The organism is Campylobacter concisus (assembly GCF_015229965.1).
Classification (GTDB): domain Bacteria; phylum Campylobacterota; class Campylobacteria; order Campylobacterales; family Campylobacteraceae; genus Campylobacter_A; species Campylobacter_A concisus_BD.
Genome location: NZ_JAAKZB010000017.1, coordinates 29,583 through 48,169, shown reverse-complemented (window position 1 = coordinate 48,169; position 18,587 = coordinate 29,583). Strand labels below are relative to the sequence as shown.

Genomic DNA, 18,587 nt, shown 5'->3' with positions numbered 1-18,587 from the left:
TTTGTATACAGGGAGTCGAGCATAATTAAACTAAATTCTGCAATTTTATTATCGGCAAATCTTTTTGTAAAGAAACTAAAAATACCTGTTTTATATTTTTCTAATGCCTTTGATACGACTTTATTCTTTTTGTAATAAAATTTTAAGCTTATCTCTTGCTTTATTTCTTGGATACTTTCCTTGCCAAATAAAGAGACATAAACAGAATTTTCCTTAAATTTTTCATTAGAAAAATTTTTCCAAAAAGTTGTTTTTCCTACGCCCCATTCACCATCCAAAACAATACATGTGCCAACTTTGCGTTTTAGTATTTCTTCTAGTCTTTTTTCAATATCTACTTTTGAGCTATTCATAGTAAACCTTTGTAGATTTTATTTTTAAAAATTCCAATAGAAATTTAACATAACCGGCTAAAAAACTATCTTAGAAAAATGTTTATGTTTTTATTTTTAGTGTAGTGAAAATTTGCAAATATTATTTTTTGAAATTTTCTATAAGGTCTTTAAAAACTTCATAAAGTTTATTTACTTCGAGGGTGCTCACTCGCTCATTTTTGGCGTGTATGCGATCGTTTATTACACCAAATTCTATCGCATCTACGCCAAACTCAGCAAAGTGCCTAGCATCGCTCGTGCCGCCTTTTGTGTTTAAAAGTGGCGTAACGCCGGTGATCTTTGTGACAGATGCCATTAAATTTCTTACGATCTTGCTATCTTTGTTCGTTAAAAATCTCTTCGAGCTTTGCTTTATACTAAGCTCGTAACTAAGCCCATCTAAAACGCTTCTAAGATAGCTCTCAACGTCATTTGCGTCAGTTAAATTTGAGTTTCTAACGTTAAACATTATGCTAAGCTCGCTTGGCGTAACGTTGCAAACCTGCATGCCACCACGAATGTCCGTCACCACGATCTTGCTTGGGCTAAAAAACTCGCTCCCTCCGTCCATATCATGATCAGCTATCTTGCTTAAAAGTGGAGCTATTAAATTTACTGGATTTACGCATTTTTCTGGGTATGCCACGTGGCCTTGAACGCCCTTTATCACGATCTTGCCATTTATCGAGCCGCGTCTGCCAACCTTTATGCTATCGCCAAATTTCTTATCGCAAGTTGGCTCAGCTACGACGCAAAATTTAGGCAGATCCCCTATCTCACGCAGATATTCAAGTGCTAAAGGTGTGCCATAAGTGCCATCGCCCTCTTCATCGCTTGTTAAGATGAGGCTTAGTTTGCCATCAAATTTAGCCTCTTTAGTAGCACAAACAAAGGCAGCCACGCCACTTTTCATATCCTGCGCGCCTCTTGCGTAGATGTAGCCATCTTTTTCTAGTGGGATAAATGGCTCACTATCCCAACCATCACCTGGCGGCACGACATCGACGTGTCCTGCGAAGGCTAAGTGCTCGCCGTCTCCATAAATTTTAGAAAGTATGAGATTTTTAGTGCCATTTTTTTCTATAAATTTCGCCTCAAAATCAGGCATAAATTTAGCGATAAACTCCAAACTCCCAGCATCATCTGGCGTGATAGAGCGAAAGCTTAAAAGCTCTTTTAAAAAGCTAACTACCACTAAAACGCCTTTTTAGAAGGAATTCCCAAGTAAAATCCCTGGAATTCGTCGATGCCCATCTCCTTACAGACGTTAAAGATTTCTTTAGAATGAACATACTCTGCGATCGTTTTTATGCCAAGATCCTTTGCAAATGCCACGATCGCGCTAGCGATGGCGTATGAGTCTTTATTGATATCGATGTCTTTGATGATAGAGCCATCGATCTTCACGTAGTCTGGCTTGATCTTTATGATATAAGAGAAATTTGAGTAGCCAGAGCCAAAGTCATCTATCGCTATCATAGCGCCCATGCTCTTTGCTCGCTCGATAAAGACTGAGACGCGCTCAGCACTCTTTAGCTCCTCGTCTTCAACTATCTCAAAGACTATCCTGCCAGCGACATTGTGCTTGTTTAGTAAATTTAAAACAAGTGCGCTAACGTCGCCATCTATCATATCTCGGCTGCTTAAATTTATAGAAAGAACCAAATTTGGATCTTCAATGAGGTGCTCAAAGCACTTTTTGATGAGCTGTTTTTCAAGGTCTGCATAACGCTTGATACGCTTTGAGATATCTAAAAATACACTTGGCGAGATGACGTCGTCGCGGTCTAAAATTCTTATCAAGCATTCATATTTTATAGGGATCTTTTTCTCGTCAAATATCGGCTGAAAATACGGCACAATGTTATCATTTATCGTAGCGTTTTGGATCAGCTTTGAGCGCTCGATCTGATTTGCGTATTCATCTTTTTGACTTAGTCCTTTAAAGTAGCAAACATAGTCTTTATCAAGAGTTTTGGCTGATTTTAGCGCGATGGTTGCCTTTCTTAAGGTCTGGTCGCTATCAAGCGCAAAGCCTATGGTGTTGTGAATTTCTATATCATCGACCTCTACGCCATTTTCATCTTTTATGCTAAGCATCCTGCCTTTAAAGATATCTAGTAAATTTTCAGCAAGCTCTTCGTATCTGTCGATAAAGTCGTTATTATCTTCAACCAAAGCAAATCTGTCCGCCTCGATACAATAAGCCTTCATATTCTCATTTTTTGCAAATTCTTTGATGAGATTTGCCATCTGTTTTAGTATCTGGTCACACACGTATTTGCCGTAGTAGTCGTTCATCTTGCCAAAATCATCAATATCCATAAGTATCACTTTTGGATATTTATACTCGCTCACATCTTTTAAAAGCGCAGCCTTGTTAAAAAGCCCAGTCATCGGATCGATATATAGCCTCTCTTTTAGTTCAGCGATCTTAATAGTGCTCTCTTCTTTTACTTTTAGATAGTCAAATTTGATGTTTAGATACTTAAATACAAACCAAAGACAGACCGCAAGCCCTAAAAATAGACCGATCGAGCTTAAGATCAAAGTAAGAGCCATGTTTTTTATCAGCCACTGAAAATAAAATTCATCGCTAGTGCCAGTTATCCTTTGATCTATATGCGCTTTAAAGCCCAAAATATAATCATTTACGGCGACAAACATACATACTTTGGCACTATTTTCTGGCAAAATTTCAGCCCAAAAATAATCCTTTTGAAAATCATGCGAGTAGATGTCGCCACAGCTCTTGTCTTCGTAGTCTTTATTTACGAGGCTTTTGTCTGACGATGCCTCTATCTTAAAGCCATTTTTACCATTTTCTTTTAGTAAAAAGACATCACCAACAGCGTTATCGGCTATGTAATTTTGAAAATCTAAGACACTAAATTTACTTATATTTTTAAAGTAATTCACATATTGATCTGTTAGATACTCAGTCTTTTTTTTGAGGCCAAAGTTGTTTGTAGAGAGCGCGTTATTGTATTTATATGAATAGATAGTTAAATTTTCAATTACAAAGAAAGCAAAAAGCAAAACCACGACCAAAGTGACGGTTTTAACCATACTAAAGTGTTTTTTTTGCGATTCGTCACCTGGCATAAAGTTTAAACTTCCTTTCTTAAATTTTTCTAATGGATTATATCTAAGCTAAATAAAAAATTTCTTTCATTTTTTAATTAAAAATTTAGCTCAAAGTTTAACAATCTTTGCGCCATATCCGCCTTGATTTGCCGGTGCATCATGAAATTCTTTCACGCTTGGATGCTCTTTTAAGAAATTTTTAACAGCAAAGGCAAGTTTGCCAGTGCCGATGCCGTGAAATACGCTAACCTCATCAAATCCCATAACAAGACTATCTGAGATAAATTTATCAAGCTTTGCTATCGCCTCATCAGCTCTCATACCGTGCAGATCAAGCGAGAGCGAGGCTGTTTTTGGCTTATCGACATTTAGACTAACGCTGCTTTTTTTAGGCAAGACTACTTCGTTGCCATTTTTTCTTAAAAGCTCGAGTGGCACGCGCAAATTTATGCCATTTGACTCGATCATAGCGTCATTTTTAGAGATGCTTAAAACCGTGCCTTTTATATTTTCATACTTCACTCTATCGCCTACTTTTAGGCTCTCACGCTCAGTTTTTTTAGGCTTAACGATGGCAGCTTTTTTCTCATTTGCCACGTTTAGCGCCCTTTGTTTATCTTTTATATCTTTGAAATTTATAACAGCTTTTGCCGCATTTATCGCTTCATAATACTCTTTTTCAAGGCGCGAAATAGTCGCATTTAGCTTGATCTCATTTTTCTCTTTTAGCTCTTTTTGTTCCTCAAGCAAGCGCTCCAGCCGCTCCTCTTTTGCCGTGACCTCTTTTATGCCATCATCAAGCTTAGTTTGTAAATTTAGCGTCTTTGTAATGATCTCGTTTAAATTCTCTTTATCCTCGCCATAAATTTTCTTTGCCTGCGCCACTAAATTTTGAGATATGCCGTATCTTGCCGCCGTTTCAAAGGCGTAAGACTTGCCGATCGTGCCCTTTAAAAACTCAAATTTAGGCCTTTGAGCCGCCTCGTCGTAAAGTGCCGCCACTAGCTCAACCTCTGGATTTTTAGCTAGCAACATCGCAAGGCGCTTGTGGTGGGTCGTGATGATCATTTTGATATCTTGAGTGATGAGACGCTCTATCATGACGCCATACAAGCTTGCAGCCTCTTCAAAATCGGTGCCAAGCTCGATCTCGTCAATACCGATGATGATCGATTTTTTAGTAAAAAGCCTTGCAAAATGCACCATCCTGCCTGCAAAGGTCGAGATGTCGTTTTTCACGCTTTGCGGGTCTTCTATGATCGCGTCAAATTCTTTAAAAGAGCCGATCGTTGAGCGGTTTGCGTCGATACGCATAGGCAGCAGATACTTTGCAAGTAGCGTGGCTGAGATGATTGATTTTAAAAGCATCGACTTACCGCCAGCATTTACGCCAGTTATTAAAAGCACCTTTTTACTAAAATCTACGCTCACGCTCTTTGGGTTTTTAAGCGCTGGATGGGCAAATTTCTCAAGTTTGATAACGTGTGAGCTATTTGGTAAAACAAACTCATAGTCACGCGATCTAGCCAAATTTACACGAGCTTGATATGCGTCAAACTGATCAAAAGCGTTATTTATAAATTTCAAAAAAAGCAGGCTCTTGCTCATCTGCAGGCTAAATTTCTTGCAGTGCTCAAAAATGATCTCCTCTTTTCTATCAAGTAGCTCGCTTTGCTCCTTTTTTAGGCGCTCGGTACTTGCAGGTGCGACGTAGAAGTAGCCGCCTGAGCTTCTAGCGATCACTGTGCCTTTTAGAGCATGATTAAAGCCGCCACGCACCAAAAGTGCCTCTTGTGAGTTGATGTAGTGCGTCTGGGTATCGACTAGATAGGGCGTGATGTGCTTTGAGTAGATGAGCTTTTTAAGCTCAGCGTCGATCTGGCGCTTTTTCTCGCTAAATGCCTGCTTTATCGCCTGAAATCTCTCATCCACGCTGTCGCTAAACTCGCCGTTTTCATCAAAGCTGTTTGCCATCTGACTCATCGCTTCAGGGATTTCGACCTTTGCGATCCACTCGCCAAGCCTGCCTTCAAATTTTTGCTTTTTTAGATATGAAAAATACTTAATGATCTTTGCAAACTCGTAAATTTCACTGATGTGAAGCACTGCTTGCTTGCTAAGCCTCATAAGTGCGTCATCAAGCTCTTTTATCTCGTCAGGTGCCTTAAAATCATACTTTGAAAGCTCGCTAATGTTTTCAAAGTGGATTTTGCTGTCGCCTTGTAAAAATAGCGGTTTTTGCCTTGCTAAAAATGAGTTAAATTTATCCAGATACTCGCCTAGATCGAGCTTTAAAAATATCTCTTCAGTCATTGCTCACAACTTTTTATAGGCACGATGACGCCTGAGAGATCACTAAATTCTCTTTTAGCTAAAAATGACGCCGTGCCAAATTCGTAGTTAAATTTCTCAGCGCTCACGTTGTATTCGCCACATTTTAGTGTTTTGCCCTGCTTAAAATCGCTAACTAGCTTTGAGATAGCGTCCTCGTTTTTTGATAAATTCTCTTCGTAAAAATAGACGCAACCAAGGATCGCTACAAGCACCGCGCTAACGAGCGCTTTAACGCCTTTGCTGATCTTTTCATCTTTTATCGCCCAGATCGCTCCAAAAAGCAGCATCACGCCAGCGATTATTATCAAATTTCTTACCATTTCACGCCTTTATACTTTGCGATGAGCTCTTTGTAAAGCTCAGCATGAGGCTTGATCTTTTCTAAAATTTCAGCCCTAACCTCGCTGATATCTTGCTTTTCAACCAGCAAGCAAACGGCAAGATACGGGGCATTTGGCAGCATCTCTTTTATCTGAGCGCTATTTAGCTTTTGTGACCTTGCAAGCGCGATCAAGATATCTTTTTTACCTAAATTTATAAGGCTTGAAATTTCTTCTTCACTTAGCTCTTTTTCTTTTATCTCTTTTAAAATTTCATTTTCATCTTGAGGCTTGAAACTACTTAGATCCATTAATATCCGCCTCTTAGCTGCACGCTGATATCGCCCGCTCCAAAGCCAACTACGATGCCGTCACTTAGGCGGTTTTTCACGCCAAATTCATCTGTAAATTCTATCCCCTCTTCAACCCTCTCGACCTTGTCTGTAAAGATCGGGTTATACTCGCTAAATTCGCTCTTCATATCAACTTCGATCGGATTTTCTCCGGCTGCATAAACTGGCAAGATGACAAGCTCATCAACGCCCTTAAAGCACTCTTTAAAGCCAGGTAAATTTGTGCTAAGCCTTGTGTAGCGGTGTGGTTGAAATATCGCTGTGACGCTCTTTATGCCTAAAATTTTGGCGTATTCAAAGACTGATTTTAGCGTCGCTTTTATCTCGGTTGGATGGTGCGCGTAGTCGTCTATTAGGACGAAATTTTTGTTTGCGCAAAGTATGTCAAAACGCTTTTTGATGCCTTTAAAATTTAGTAAATTTTCTCTGATGTCTTTAAGCGGCGTCTCGTGCATCGCAGCAAGGATAGCCAAAGATGCGTCTATGGCGATGTGCTCGCCCATGCCAAAGGCTTCAAATTTGCCTAAATTTTTAAGGTTAAAGCTGGTGTATGGCTGATAGTCTCTTACCACCATTGTTAGCTCCGTGATATCAGTGCTTGGATAAAGCCTGATCGCATCAAGCTTAAGCGTGCTCAAAAACTCATCCTCAGCGTTTATCACTCTAACCTTTGCGCGCTCCAAAAAGCCCTTGTATGCTGCGTAAAATTTAGCTAGATCGTAGTCGTAGTGCTCCATGTGCTCTGGCTCTGCGTTTGTGACGATGGCTAGATATGGGTTTGAGTTTAGAAAGCTTGAGTCACTCTCATCAGCCTCAAATACGACGTTGTCGCTTTTGGCGTAGCGCATATTTGAGCCAAACTGCTTTGAGATGGCGCCGATGATGACTGAGCCCTCAATGAGGCTTGCTAGCATCGCTGAAGTCGTACTTTTGCCGTGCGCGCCAGCTACTGCAAAAACGCACTTATCTTCAAGCACGTAAGGCAAAATTTCTTTTCTTGAAAAGCACTTTATGCCCTTTCTTCTAGCCTCCACTAGCTCGATGTTGTCCTCTTTTATCGCAGCTGAATAGACCACAAAGTCTTGGTCTTTTATCGCCTCTTTGCAGTGCGGCGTGATGACCTCGATGCCTTCATCTTTTAGCTCAAGCGTCGTCTTGCTCTCTTTGATGTCGCTGCCACTTATCTTGTGGCCTTTTTCGTGTAAAAATCTAGCGATGGCTGAGATGCCGATGCCGCCGATACCTATAAAATGGACTTTTTTGATCCCGTTGTTTAGCTCTTGCAAATTTTATCCTTAAGTTTTTCGTGATTTTAACAAAAACTACTAAATTTAAGGCTGAAAATGGCTTTTATTTGCTTAAGCTAAAGCTTTCATCTATCAGATCAAAAACGGCTTTTTGTGAGATTTTGGAGTTTAAATTTACGCTTATCCAGTGCTTTTTATTCATGTGATATGCTTTAAAAATTTGCCTCTCATCAACTAGCACCATGGCTAGATCTGGGCTACATTTTAGATTTAAAACCTCGATCATTTCGTCACTTTTAAGGCCAAGCTTGCTAGCGCTTAGCTGCATAAGTAGCGCAAACCACTTCTTGTTTTTCTTGTGACGAAATACACTAAATTTTGGATATTTTGGGAAAATTTGCTCACCTAAAATGTCAAATTTCTCTTTTATATATCTCTCAACTTCACTTCGTTTCAAATTTCACTCCAAAATAAAATTATCATTTTATTCAAAAGGGAGACAAGGGGACTTGAATTACGGTCTGCTTGCAGTTGCGAGCCCGCGAAGCAAAGCCGTCCCCTTATCCCCCTTTTAAAATTCACCAATCCCCTCGCACGTTAGAGTTTGCTGTGCTTCGCACAGGTTTAGTGATTTGTAAATTTTAAAATTTCATGAGCGAGCAATTTCGGCTCTAAATTTTGAGCTAAGCTGTAAGCGAAGCCAAAATTTAGTAGTCAATTCTTGTGAGCGAATGAAAGTTTTTAAATTTACTAATAAAAAACAAAATTTTAAACTCTGTACCGATGATATGGAGGCTAGCATTGCCTGCCTAAGCCAATGACAAAACAAACTGCCTCCAAATTTAGCACGAGTAAATTTAGATATTCTCCCCAGCTATCATGCCAAATGTCAAGCAGTCAAGTATCGCGCAGCTACCAAGTCTGCTAGCTCCGTGCGTGCCACCAGTGACCTCGCCAGCAGCGTAAAGTCCCTTGATCGGCTCATCGTCTATGTTTAGCACCTGTGCTTTGGTGTTGATCTTTACGCCGCCCATTGTGTGGTGAAGCTTTGGAGCGCCACGCATAGCGTAAAATGGAGCTTGTGAGATGGTGATGCCATCAGTTAGCTTGATTGGCTTATCAAAATCCTCATCCTTGCCATTTTTAACAAATTCGTTGTATCTCTCAACCGTTTTTTCTAGCTCGCCAGCTGGCATTTTGTAGTATTTAGCAAGGTCCGCTAGCGTGTCAAATTTCATTATGACGCCGTTTTTCATAGGATTTGCAAGGTCGCTCTCGACTAGCTTTGCAGCAGCTACTGAGTCGCATAAATTTATAGGATAGCTGTCGTTTTTAGCGTCAATGATCCTAAACATAGCATCAGCCCTTATCTTGCGGTCAGCAAGCTCGTTCATATAGCGTTTGCCGGTCTTTGGATCGACTGAGATGCCGTATCTAAAGGCAGCTTGCGAGGCAAATTTACTTGTGATGCCGTTGCCTTTTTCGTCAGGGCATTTATATGGAATGTATTGTATCCAGCCGATTTGAACAGGCAAAGCGCCTATTTTTAGGGCTGAGATCAAAGCACCTGCAGTTGCGCCTGGGTGGTTTGTGGTGTCAAATTCAGGCACAGCGCGTGGGTCTTGAAGCTTTCTAAAAAATTTATCACTACAAAAGCCGCCGCTTGCTAGCACTACGCCCTTTTTAGCCTTTATAAATTTACGCTCGCCGCTTTTGTTCTCTTTGTCATCGCTAAATAGATTTTTATCAAATTTATAGTCATTTCGCACCGCAACGCCTACTATTGCGCCATTTTCATCAGTCACAAACTCATCAAATTTGCACCTTGTTCTTAGCTCGCAGCCTTGTAAATTTTTAAATGTCTCAGCTAGAGGCTGAACTATGCCAGAGCCGCTTGTGTTTTCGGTGTAGTAAGTCCTTGGCACGCTGTGTCCGCCCTCAAGAAGTAGCTTATCTAGGTATTTTGCGCCGTGTTTTACGGTGAAGTTAAAAGTATCGACCGCTCTATCAGCAAGGATGCCAAGAAGCTCCACGTGGTTTAGCCCAAGGCCAGCTTTGACGCAGTCTGAGATGAAAAGCTCTTTTGAGTCTTTGACTCCATTTTTCTTTTGAAGTTCGCTGTTTGGCACGGCAAAAATTCCGCCATTTATCACAGAGTTGCCGCCAACTCGCCCCATTTTCTCTATGACAAGAACCTTGTTGCCTCGCTCATTTGCCTTGATGCCAGCTGCAAGACCAGCAAAACCGCTACCGATGATAACGACATCCCACTCCTCGTCAAATTTGACATCTTTATCTCTAAAGACTGGCATATCGCTCGCATAAACTCCGCTTGCAGCAAGAGCCGAAACAGCACCAAATTTTATGAAATCACGTCTAGAAACTTTACTCATAGCGTCTCCTTTTTAGTATTACGCCAAAGCCTGTAAATTTTAAATTTACACCTTAGTTTAAACCCTTTGTGATTACTAAAATTATAGAATTATTTATGATAAAGATTACTTAAAATTATTTATTTTGTATTAAGATTACAGTAGTGGCGAGTTTATATTTTACCCTTGCAAAAGCACTCATTTTCGTGATCATCGATGACGCCAACGCCTTGCAAAAATGAGTAGATGATCACAGCACCTACAAATTTAAAGCCACGCTTTTTCATATCTTTTGAGATGCGCTCTGAGAGCTCACTACTTGCTGGCATGTCCTTAGCGCTTTTTATGTCATTTATGACGCGCTTGCCATTTGTAAATTTATAGATGTAGCTATAAAACGAGCCAAACTCGGCGCAAAGCTCTAAAAAAGCCTTGGCATTTTTTGGCAAAGAGTAAATTTTAAGGCGGTTTTTGATCGCTCTATCATCGCTTAAAAGGCTTTGAAGCTTTGCCTCATCGTAGCTAGCGATCTTGTTTGCGTCAAAGCCGTCTAAAATTTGAGCAAGCCCAGCTCTTTTTCGTAGCACATAGTCCCAGCTAAGGCCTGCTTGAAAGCCCTCTAAAATGAGCATTTCAAAGAATTTCTTATCATCTTTGACCGCCCTGCCCCACTCATAGTCGTGATAGCTCCTGCTAAACTCGCTCTTTTTGGCCCAGACGCAGCGCTTCATCTTTTAAATTTAGCCTCTATCTGCATAAAGCCCCAAGTGCTTCTAGCCTCGCTAAGCTCCTTTTTGCTAAGCTCATCGATCATCATCTCTTCATTTTTGCCAAGCCTGTTCTTAACCTCGCCAAATGGGCTAATGAGCATCGAGTCGCCGTAAAAACTCCACTGCTCATCCTCGCTCTTGTGGCTTCCCACGCGATTTACACGAAGCACATAAACGTTGTTAGTAAAGGCTCTAACCTTTAAAAGCTCCTCCCAGCGCGCCTGCGAAAAAAATGTGCAAGCCGTTGGCACAAGCACGATATCGACCTTTTTAGCGCTCATATATGCCCAGCAAATGTCAAAGTGCGCCTCGTAACCAAACATGACGCCAACCTTAAATTTATCGTATGTAAAGATGGGTAAATTTAGCTCTTCGCTTGCGTTGCTAAAAAACTTCGCCTCGTTCCAATGCGCGTAAGGCATGAGAATTTGCTGATCGTATAGCTTTACTTGCGTTTGGCTAAATTTGGCTAGGCTTTTAAATATCTCCTTGCCTTTTAAATTTATGATAGGTGCGATGATGTTTAGATCATACTTTTTTGCCATCGCAAAGAGCGCCTCTTTTTTGCGCTCGCTCTGCTCTTTTATGAGGCTTTTTGGCATACTGGCAAGCTCTTTAAAGAAGCTATTTAGCACGTATTCGCCAAGGACAACCAGCCTTGCGTTTTCATCCGCGCAAATTTTAAGGTAATAATCAAGCCTCGCCTCGCTTAAAGGCTGCGTTGGAAGCTGAAGGGCGCAAATTTTACTCATCATCCACCTGCTTTATGCTAAGTTTTGCGTTTTCTAAAATTTCTCTTGCCTCGTTTAAGAGCTTTTTGCCCTGCTCGTGCAGCTTTATGCTGTTTTCTAAGCTCACATCATCTTTATTTAGATCGTTTAAAATTTTATCAGCAAGGGCTAATTTTTCTTCAAAACTTTGCTCTTTTTGCTCCATTTTCTATCCTTTTAATATATTTTTTATATATCCATCAAATTTTTCTATCTCGACCAAAAAGGCGTCATGGCCGTAGTTGCTATCTATCTCTACAAAATTTGTCTTTGCTTCTCGCCCCATCTCGCAAAGTGCGTCGTAAATTTCTCTCATGCAGCTTGGCGGAAAGAGTAGATCGCCTTTGAAAGCGATTAGATGCAGATTTGCTTTGATCGGCGCAAGGGCGTCTTTTAGGCTATCGTAGTGCCTTGTGCAGTCAAAGATATTCATCATCTTTACGATATATAGGTAGCTTAGCGGGTCAAACCTCTTTGGGAAGTTGTAGCCGTTATACTCCATGTAGCGATCTACCTGAAAATGTCCAAAAAGATCGTAAAGGCCGTCAGTTTCGACGTAGCTCCGTCCAAATTTTTTATCCATGCTATCAGGGCTTAAGAAGCTGATGTGCCCTGCCATCCTGCCGTAAGCCATGCCTTTTAGCCCGTTTTTTCTTATAAATTCTGTGTCGTATTCGCCGTTTTTAAAATTTTCATCGTTTAAAATAGCTTCGATGGCGATTTTATTAAACGCTATCGCCCAAGGTTTGGTTTGGTAGGTGCTTGCAAGCATGACGATATCTTGTGCAAACTCTGGAAACTCGATAGCGTAGCAAAGTGCCTGCATACCGCCAAGACTGCCGCCTATCACAGCTCTTGCCCTTGTGATGCCAAGCTCGCTAAATAGCCTCATCTGCGCCTTTACCACGTCACTTATGGCAAGGACTGGAAAATTTAGCCTATACTCTTTGCCGCTACTTCTATCCACGCTTAGCGGCGAGGTCGAGCCAAAGCACGAGCCTAAGATATTTACGCAAATAACGTAAAATTTATCCGTATCGACCGCTTTTTTGCTGCCTATTAGCCCGTCCCACCAGCCAGCTTTCTCATCGCCTGCGTATGTGCCAGCAGCGTGGTGTGAGCCAGTTAGGGCGTGACAGATCACGATAACGTTGCTTTTATCAGCATTTAGCGTGCCGTAAGTCTCGTAAATAAGCTTGAAATTTGATAGCATACGGCCACTCTCAAGATAGAGTGGCTCGTTAAATTTAATAGTTCTAGTTTGCAGGTCTAACACTAATTAACTTTGTAGTTTGGTGCCTCGTGAGTGATAACTACGTCATGGACGTGGCTCTCTTTTAGTCCTGCGCTTGTTATCTCGACAAATTCAGCTCTTTCTTGAAGAGTCGGGATATCTTTTGCACCAACATAGCCCATAGCGCTTCTTAGGCCGCCTATTAGCTGATGGATCACATCTTTTATGCTGCCAGCAAATGGCACACGGCCTTCGATGCCTTCAGGTACAAGCTTGTCTTGAGCGGTGCCCTCTTGGAAGTAGCGATCCGAGCTGCCCTTTGTCATAGCGCCTATTGAGCCCATGCCGCGATATACTTTGTACTGGCGACCTTGGAATGTTATAAGCTCGCCCGGGCTCTCCTCGCAACCTGCAAGTAAGCTACCAGCCATAACGCAAGCTGCACCTGCTGCAAGGGCTTTTGCCACGTCGCCTGAGTATTTTAGACCGCCGTCGGCGATAACTGGGATACCATATTTTGCTGCTTCGCTTGCGCAGTCGTCAATAGCTGAAATTTGAGGCACGCCAACGCCAGCAACGATCCTTGTAGTACAAATAGAACCTGGTCCGATGCCTACTTTTATGCCGTCCGCTCCTGCTTCTGCTAGGTCTTTTACGGCTGCTGGATTTGCAATATTGCCAGCTATGACATCGACATTAAAATTTGCTTTTACCTCTTTTAAAGTGTCGATGATACCCTTTGAGTGTCCGTGAGCTGAGTCGATGACGATGACATCTACACCAGCATCAACTAGCGCTTTAGCGCGGTCTATCTGACCCACGCCAATAGCCGCAGCGACGCGAAGTCTGCCGTAGCTATCTTTGTTTGCGTTTGGATACTCTTTGCGTTTTTTTAGATCTTTTATGGTGATAAGGCCGTCAAGTCTGCCGTCTTTATCGACGATAGGTAGCTTCTCAACTCTGTTTTGAGAGAAAATTTTCTCCGCATCATCAAGCGTGCAGCCCTTTGGTGCAGTGATAAGCGGTGCTTTTGTCATGCGGTCTTTTACCAAAGTGCTCATATTTGTCTCAAATCTCAAATCGCGGTTTGTTAAAATTCCTATTAGTTTGCGGTCTTTGTCGATGACTGGAACGCCTGAAATATGAAGATCTGACATAAGGCTTAGAGCTTCAGCTACGGTCGCTTCTGGATTTATAAAGATAGGATCGATGATGACGCCACTTTCGCTTTTTTTAACGCGTTTGACCTCTTTTGCTTGGCTTTCGACGTCCATATTTTTGTGGATGACGCCGATACCGCCGAGCCTTGCCATCATGATAGCAGTTCTATGCTCAGTCACCGTATCCATCGCAGCAGAGACGATCGGGATATTTAGCGTGACATTTTTGCTGATCCTGGTTTTTACATCAACTTGCTTTGGCAAAATTTCAGAGTATTGCGGCACAAGAAGCACATCCTCAAATGTTAAAGCTCTCTTTACTATCTTCATATTTTTATCCTTTTATTAAATTTTCTAGGCTCTTAGCACCATTTATCAAGGTCTGTTCGTCCCACGCTTTTGCGATGAGCTGGGCGCTCACGTTCAAATTTTGATCATCTTTGCCAACTGGCACAGAGATAGCTGGTAGGCCTGCTAAATTTACGCTGATCGTGTAGATGTCGCTTAGATAGGCTTGAAGCGGATCGCTGTGTGCTCCAAATTTATAAGCTGTGCTTGGGGCAACTGGCATGAAGATGAGATCATTTTCTTCTAAAATTTTCTCATACTGAGCTTTTATATGCGCTCTTGCTTTTTGCGCTTTGATGTAGTAAGCATCGTAGTATCCGCTACTTAGTACAAATGTACCAAGCAAAATTCTTCTTTTTACCTCTTCGCCAAAGCCTTCTGAGCGTGAATTTACATATAGTTCTTTTAAATTTCTAGCATCTGCGCGTCTGCCATATCTTACGCCATCGTAGCGGCTTAAATTTGCGCTTGCCTCTGCGGTTGCGATTATGTAGTAGGCTGCGACGTCATATTTTGAGTCTTCAAAATTTGTGTAAGTTACGCTGTGGCCGTGTGATTTTAGCTTTTCTATGGCTAAATTTAAAGCAGCTTTTGTCTGCTCGCTTGCGTTTTCGACGTAGTTTTTAACAACGCAAATTTTTAATTTTTTGTTGCCGTCTATCTTGTCGCTCACGCTCACAAACGGCACATCTGCGCTCGTGCTATCTTTTGGGTCATGTCCAGCGATCGCGTCATATAAAATGGCTGCGTCTTCTACGTTTTGCGCGATCGGCCCTATCTGATCAAGGCTGCTTGAGTATGCACCAAGGCCATATCTACTCACTCTGCCATAAGTTGGCTTAAGTCCCACACATCCGCAAAATGCCGCTGGCTGGCGGATCGAGCCACCAGTATCGCTACCAAGTGCTGCGACTGCAAGGCCAGCTGCGACTGCTGCTGCTGAGCCGCCGCTACTGCCGCCTGGAACGTGAGCGTGATTTAGTGGGTTTAGTGTTTTGCCGTAAAATGAGCTCTCAGTCGTGCTTCCCATCGCAAATTCGTCCATATTTGTGCGCCCAAATGGAGCTAAATTTTTACTAAGTAGCTTTTCGATGACAGTTGCGTTATAAGGTGCTACGTAGCCTTGTAAAATTTTTGAGGCACTTGTTACGTTCCAGCCTTTTACTTGGATGTTGTCTTTTATAGCGATAGGCACGCCCTCGCCTAGTTTTGCGATCTCTAAATTTGCTAGCTGCTCGACATAAGCGCCAAGCTCTTTTTCTTTTATGATCTTTGCCTCAAGCTCGGCTCTTAAATTTTTTATCTCTTCAGCTGAAAATTTTAAAGCTTCTTTTAAAGTTACCACTATTTTTATCCTTTAAATTTATTAACCAAAAATATGCCAAACAAGCTAACAACGACCACCGCAGCGATCGTTGCGACTATGATAGTTGCGCTTACTGGCTCACTTAGCACTTATGACCTCTTCACATCTTGGGCATAGCGCGTCTTCTTTGCTAGCGTTAAATTTCCAGCATCTTGGGCATTTGTGAAGGTTGCTTGCTATGATCTTAAATTTATCGCCCTCAAGCTCAAACCCGGCTAATGGCTCGCTATCATCATAAGCTTTAACGGAGCTTACCATGTAAAGATCAGCCACTTCGCGCTCGTCGTAGCTTGTGATGTTGTGGTTTGTGGTCTCTAGGCTTAGCTCTAGAGTTGATTTTATCTTTTTGTCCTTCTTAAGAACATCCACGATCTCGTTAAATTTCTCCCTGCTGGCAAAAAGCAGCTCATCTTCAAAGCTAAGGTCAAATTTGATTGGCTCATAGACTAGGTCAAACGCATCTTTTGCCTCGCCTTTGATGATATTTGGAGCGTAGTCCATCACCTCATCAACGGTGTAAGTAAGCGTTGGAGCGATGAGTGGCAAAAGTGCCTTTGTGATGATCGCCATCGCACTTTGAGCTGATCTTCTTCTTGGGGCGTCTTTTGCGTCGCAGTAAAGTCTATCTTTGCAAACGTCAAGATATACGCCACTAAGATCGGCTGAAAGGAAATTTAAAAGGATGTTAAAACCCTTTGAAAAGTCGTAGTTTTTAAAGCAAGCGCTCGCATCGTCAAAGACCTTTTTAGCGCGTGCTAGTATCCACTTATCAAGGATGTTAAACTCTGTATTTAAGCTCTCAAGGTCATTTACGTTTGCTAGTAAAAAGCGGATAGTGTTGCGGATTTTGCGGTACTGCTCGCTTATTTGTTTTAATATATCTTCGCTTATTTTTAGGTCACTTGAATAATCACTCATGCCAACCCAAAGGCGTAAAATTTCTACGCCATGAGTCTTAGCCACGTCTTGTGGAGCGATGACGTTACCCTTACTTTTACTCATCTTCTCGCCCTTAGCATCGACGGTAAAGCCGTGAGTTAGTATGCTCTCGTAAGGTGCGTGAGAATTTATAGCTGTGCTTACTAGAAGCGAGCTTTGAAACCAGCCGCGGTGCTGATCTGAGCCCTCTAGATACATGCTTGCAGGGTATTTGCCAGCGTCGTAGTTGTCGCTTTGTAAGACCGCATGCCATGTCGAGCCGCTATCAAACCAAACATCAAGGATGTCCATCACTTTTTCTAAATTTTCAGCCTTGTATTTTGTGCCCTTTGGTAAAAGCTCGTCTATACTTAGCGCCCACCACGCATCAGCGCCTTTTTCTTTAAAGATAGCCACGATGTGGTCTAAAATTTCACTATCAAATATAACTTCTTTTGTCGCTTTATCTCTGAAAAACGCGATCGGCACGCCCCAGTCACGCTGACGAGAGATACACCAGTCTGGGCGATTTTCTATCATCGAGCCTATTCTTTTTATGCCAACGCTTGGATAGAATTTAACCTTTTCAAGCTCTTTTAGTGCTGTTTGTCTAAGCGTTTTTCCACCTAGTTTAGCCTCGTCCATAGCAATAAACCACTGCTTTGTGGCTCTATAAATAACAGGCTTATGCGTTCTCCAGCAAAATGGATAAGAGTGTCTAAATTTAGAGACGCTAAGCAAGCTTTTGCCAAGTAGCTCTAAAATTTTCTCATTTGCTTTAAAGATGTGCATGCCGACAAACTCATCTACCACATCACTTTTAAATAGTCCGTGATGTTTTATGCTCTCATCGTAGCAGCCACCATCATCAACTGGCATCAAAATTTCGCTAAAACCATATTTCAAACATACGTAGTAGTCGTCCTCGCCGTGTCCTGGAGCTGTATGAACAAGTCCAGTACCCCCATCCATCATGACGTGATCGCCTAGTAAAAATTTAGATTTTCTGCCGTTTAGCGGATTTATCGCGTGGGTGTTTTCAAGCAGGCTTGATTTGAACTCTTTTTTGACTTCACCCTTGCTTAGGCCGCTTTGCACAACGCTTTCAAGTAGTGGCTTTGCAAATATCAAATTTTCAGCCGTTAGCACATAAATTTCATCTGGTTTTAGGCTTATGGCTTGATTTGCCGGAAGTGTCCAAGGTGTAGTTGTCCAGATGACAGCGCTTGCCTCTTTTACGCCAAGCTTTTCTAGCGCGTCGCCATCAAGCTCAAATGCTACGTAAATAGAGTAGTCCTCTTTCTCCTCGTACTCGACCTCAGCTTCAGCTAGCGCCGATCTAGCTGCCCAGCTCCAATAAACTGGCTTGCTTCTTTCAACCAAAAGGCCTTTTTTAGCGATCTCGCAAAGCGCTTTGTAGATGTCAGCCTCAAACTCAAATTTCATCGTCATGTATGGATTTTCAAAGTCGCCGATGATGCCAAGGCTTTTAAATTCATTTCGCTGAATGTCTATAAATTCTCTCGCGTGCTGCCTGCAAAGCTCTCTGATCTCGACTTTGCTAAGCTCTTTTTTCTTATCGCCAAGCTTGACTTCGACTTGCTGCTCGATAGGCAAGCCGTGGCAGTCCCAGCCTGGCACGTAGCGGACGTTTTCGCCGTAAAAATAGTGCGTTTTTGTGATGATATCTTTTAAAATTTTATTTAACGCGTGGCCGATGTGAAGGTGGCCGTTTGCATACGGAGGGCCGTCGTGGATGTTGAAGTTTTTAACCGAATTTTGGCGATTTTTCTTCATTTTTTCATAAACCTTACGCTCTTCGTACCATGATTTTAGTCTTTGTGGTTCATTTTGTGGGAGATTTCCGCGCATCGGGAAATTTGTCTCTGGGAGTAAAAGTGTCTCTTTGTAGTCCATTTTTTACCTTGATTTTA

At 41.9% G+C, this 18,587-nt stretch carries 16 protein-coding genes; all 16 read right to left on the bottom strand.

Annotation, left to right across the window (positions count from 1 at the left end):
- Positions 1-353, bottom strand: a 353-nt coding sequence (locus G6W43_RS07905) for a P-loop NTPase fold protein (RefSeq protein ID WP_242047642.1), incomplete at its 3' end; no start/stop codon positions are given.
- Positions 354-474: 121 nt separating this feature from the next.
- Positions 475-1,569, bottom strand: coding sequence for a succinyl-diaminopimelate desuccinylase (gene dapE, locus G6W43_RS07900; RefSeq protein ID WP_194169540.1), 1,095 nt, complete (start codon positions 1,567-1,569; stop codon positions 475-477).
- On the bottom strand, positions 1,569-3,479 hold the full coding sequence (locus tag G6W43_RS07895; RefSeq protein WP_194169539.1) for an EAL domain-containing protein: 1,911 nt from the start codon (positions 3,477-3,479) through the stop codon (positions 1,569-1,571). The genes dapE and G6W43_RS07895 overlap by 1 nt, the downstream gene beginning before the upstream one ends.
- A gap of 90 nt (positions 3,480-3,569) precedes the next feature.
- A complete protein-coding gene (locus G6W43_RS07890; RefSeq protein ID WP_194169538.1) occupies positions 3,570-5,774 on the bottom strand; it encodes an endonuclease MutS2 in 2,205 nt (734 codons plus the stop codon).
- On the bottom strand, positions 5,771-6,115 hold the full coding sequence (locus tag G6W43_RS07885; protein ID WP_103646251.1) for a hypothetical protein: 345 nt from the start codon (positions 6,113-6,115) through the stop codon (positions 5,771-5,773). The genes G6W43_RS07890 and G6W43_RS07885 overlap by 4 nt, the downstream gene beginning before the upstream one ends.
- Entirely contained in the window at positions 6,109-6,426 is a 318-nt protein-coding gene (locus G6W43_RS07880) for a hypothetical protein (protein ID WP_103636011.1), read from the bottom strand. Before G6W43_RS07880 ends, G6W43_RS07885 begins: the two co-directional genes overlap by 7 nt.
- Positions 6,426-7,733, bottom strand: a complete 1,308-nt coding sequence (gene murC, locus G6W43_RS07875; RefSeq protein WP_048809955.1) for a UDP-N-acetylmuramate--L-alanine ligase — start codon at positions 7,731-7,733, stop codon at positions 6,426-6,428. The genes G6W43_RS07880 and murC overlap by 1 nt, the downstream gene beginning before the upstream one ends.
- An 85-nt stretch (positions 7,734-7,818) precedes the next feature.
- The gene (locus tag G6W43_RS07870) at positions 7,819-8,172 is read right to left on the bottom strand and encodes an MmcQ/YjbR family DNA-binding protein (RefSeq protein ID WP_194169537.1); all 354 of its coding nucleotides are present in this window, start codon (positions 8,170-8,172) and stop codon (positions 7,819-7,821) included.
- 400 nt (positions 8,173-8,572) lie between these two features.
- Positions 8,573-10,108, bottom strand: coding sequence for a flavocytochrome c (locus G6W43_RS07865; RefSeq protein ID WP_194169536.1), 1,536 nt, complete (start codon positions 10,106-10,108; stop codon positions 8,573-8,575).
- Positions 10,109-10,260: 152 nt separating this feature from the next.
- Complete coding sequence (locus G6W43_RS07860; protein ID WP_149712056.1) at positions 10,261-10,818, bottom strand: DNA-3-methyladenine glycosylase I; 558 nt, start codon at positions 10,816-10,818, stop codon at positions 10,261-10,263.
- Positions 10,815-11,609, bottom strand: a complete 795-nt coding sequence (locus tag G6W43_RS07855) for a carbon-nitrogen hydrolase family protein (RefSeq protein ID WP_103621071.1) — start codon at positions 11,607-11,609, stop codon at positions 10,815-10,817. Before G6W43_RS07855 ends, G6W43_RS07860 begins: the two co-directional genes overlap by 4 nt.
- Entirely contained in the window at positions 11,602-11,793 is a 192-nt protein-coding gene (gene xseB, locus G6W43_RS07850; protein WP_004317712.1) for an exodeoxyribonuclease VII small subunit, read from the bottom strand. The genes G6W43_RS07855 and xseB overlap by 8 nt, the downstream gene beginning before the upstream one ends.
- Positions 11,794-11,796: 3 nt before the next feature.
- On the bottom strand, positions 11,797-12,903 hold the full coding sequence (gene metX / locus G6W43_RS07845) for a homoserine O-acetyltransferase MetX (protein ID WP_194169535.1): 1,107 nt from the start codon (positions 12,901-12,903) through the stop codon (positions 11,797-11,799).
- The gene (gene guaB / locus G6W43_RS07840; protein WP_103611664.1) at positions 12,903-14,351 is read right to left on the bottom strand and encodes an IMP dehydrogenase; all 1,449 of its coding nucleotides are present in this window, start codon (positions 14,349-14,351) and stop codon (positions 12,903-12,905) included. Before guaB ends, metX begins: the two co-directional genes overlap by 1 nt.
- Before the next feature lie 4 nt (positions 14,352-14,355).
- A complete protein-coding gene (gene gatA, locus G6W43_RS07835) occupies positions 14,356-15,714 on the bottom strand; it encodes an Asp-tRNA(Asn)/Glu-tRNA(Gln) amidotransferase subunit GatA (RefSeq protein WP_103611663.1) in 1,359 nt (452 codons plus the stop codon).
- A 99-nt stretch (positions 15,715-15,813) separates the two neighbouring features.
- Positions 15,814-18,570 carry an isoleucine--tRNA ligase gene (gene ileS / locus G6W43_RS07830; protein WP_194169534.1) on the bottom strand — a complete coding sequence of 919 codons (2,757 nt, stop codon included), beginning with the start codon at positions 18,568-18,570 and terminating at the stop codon, positions 15,814-15,816.
- Between the last annotated feature and the right edge of the window lie 17 nt (positions 18,571-18,587).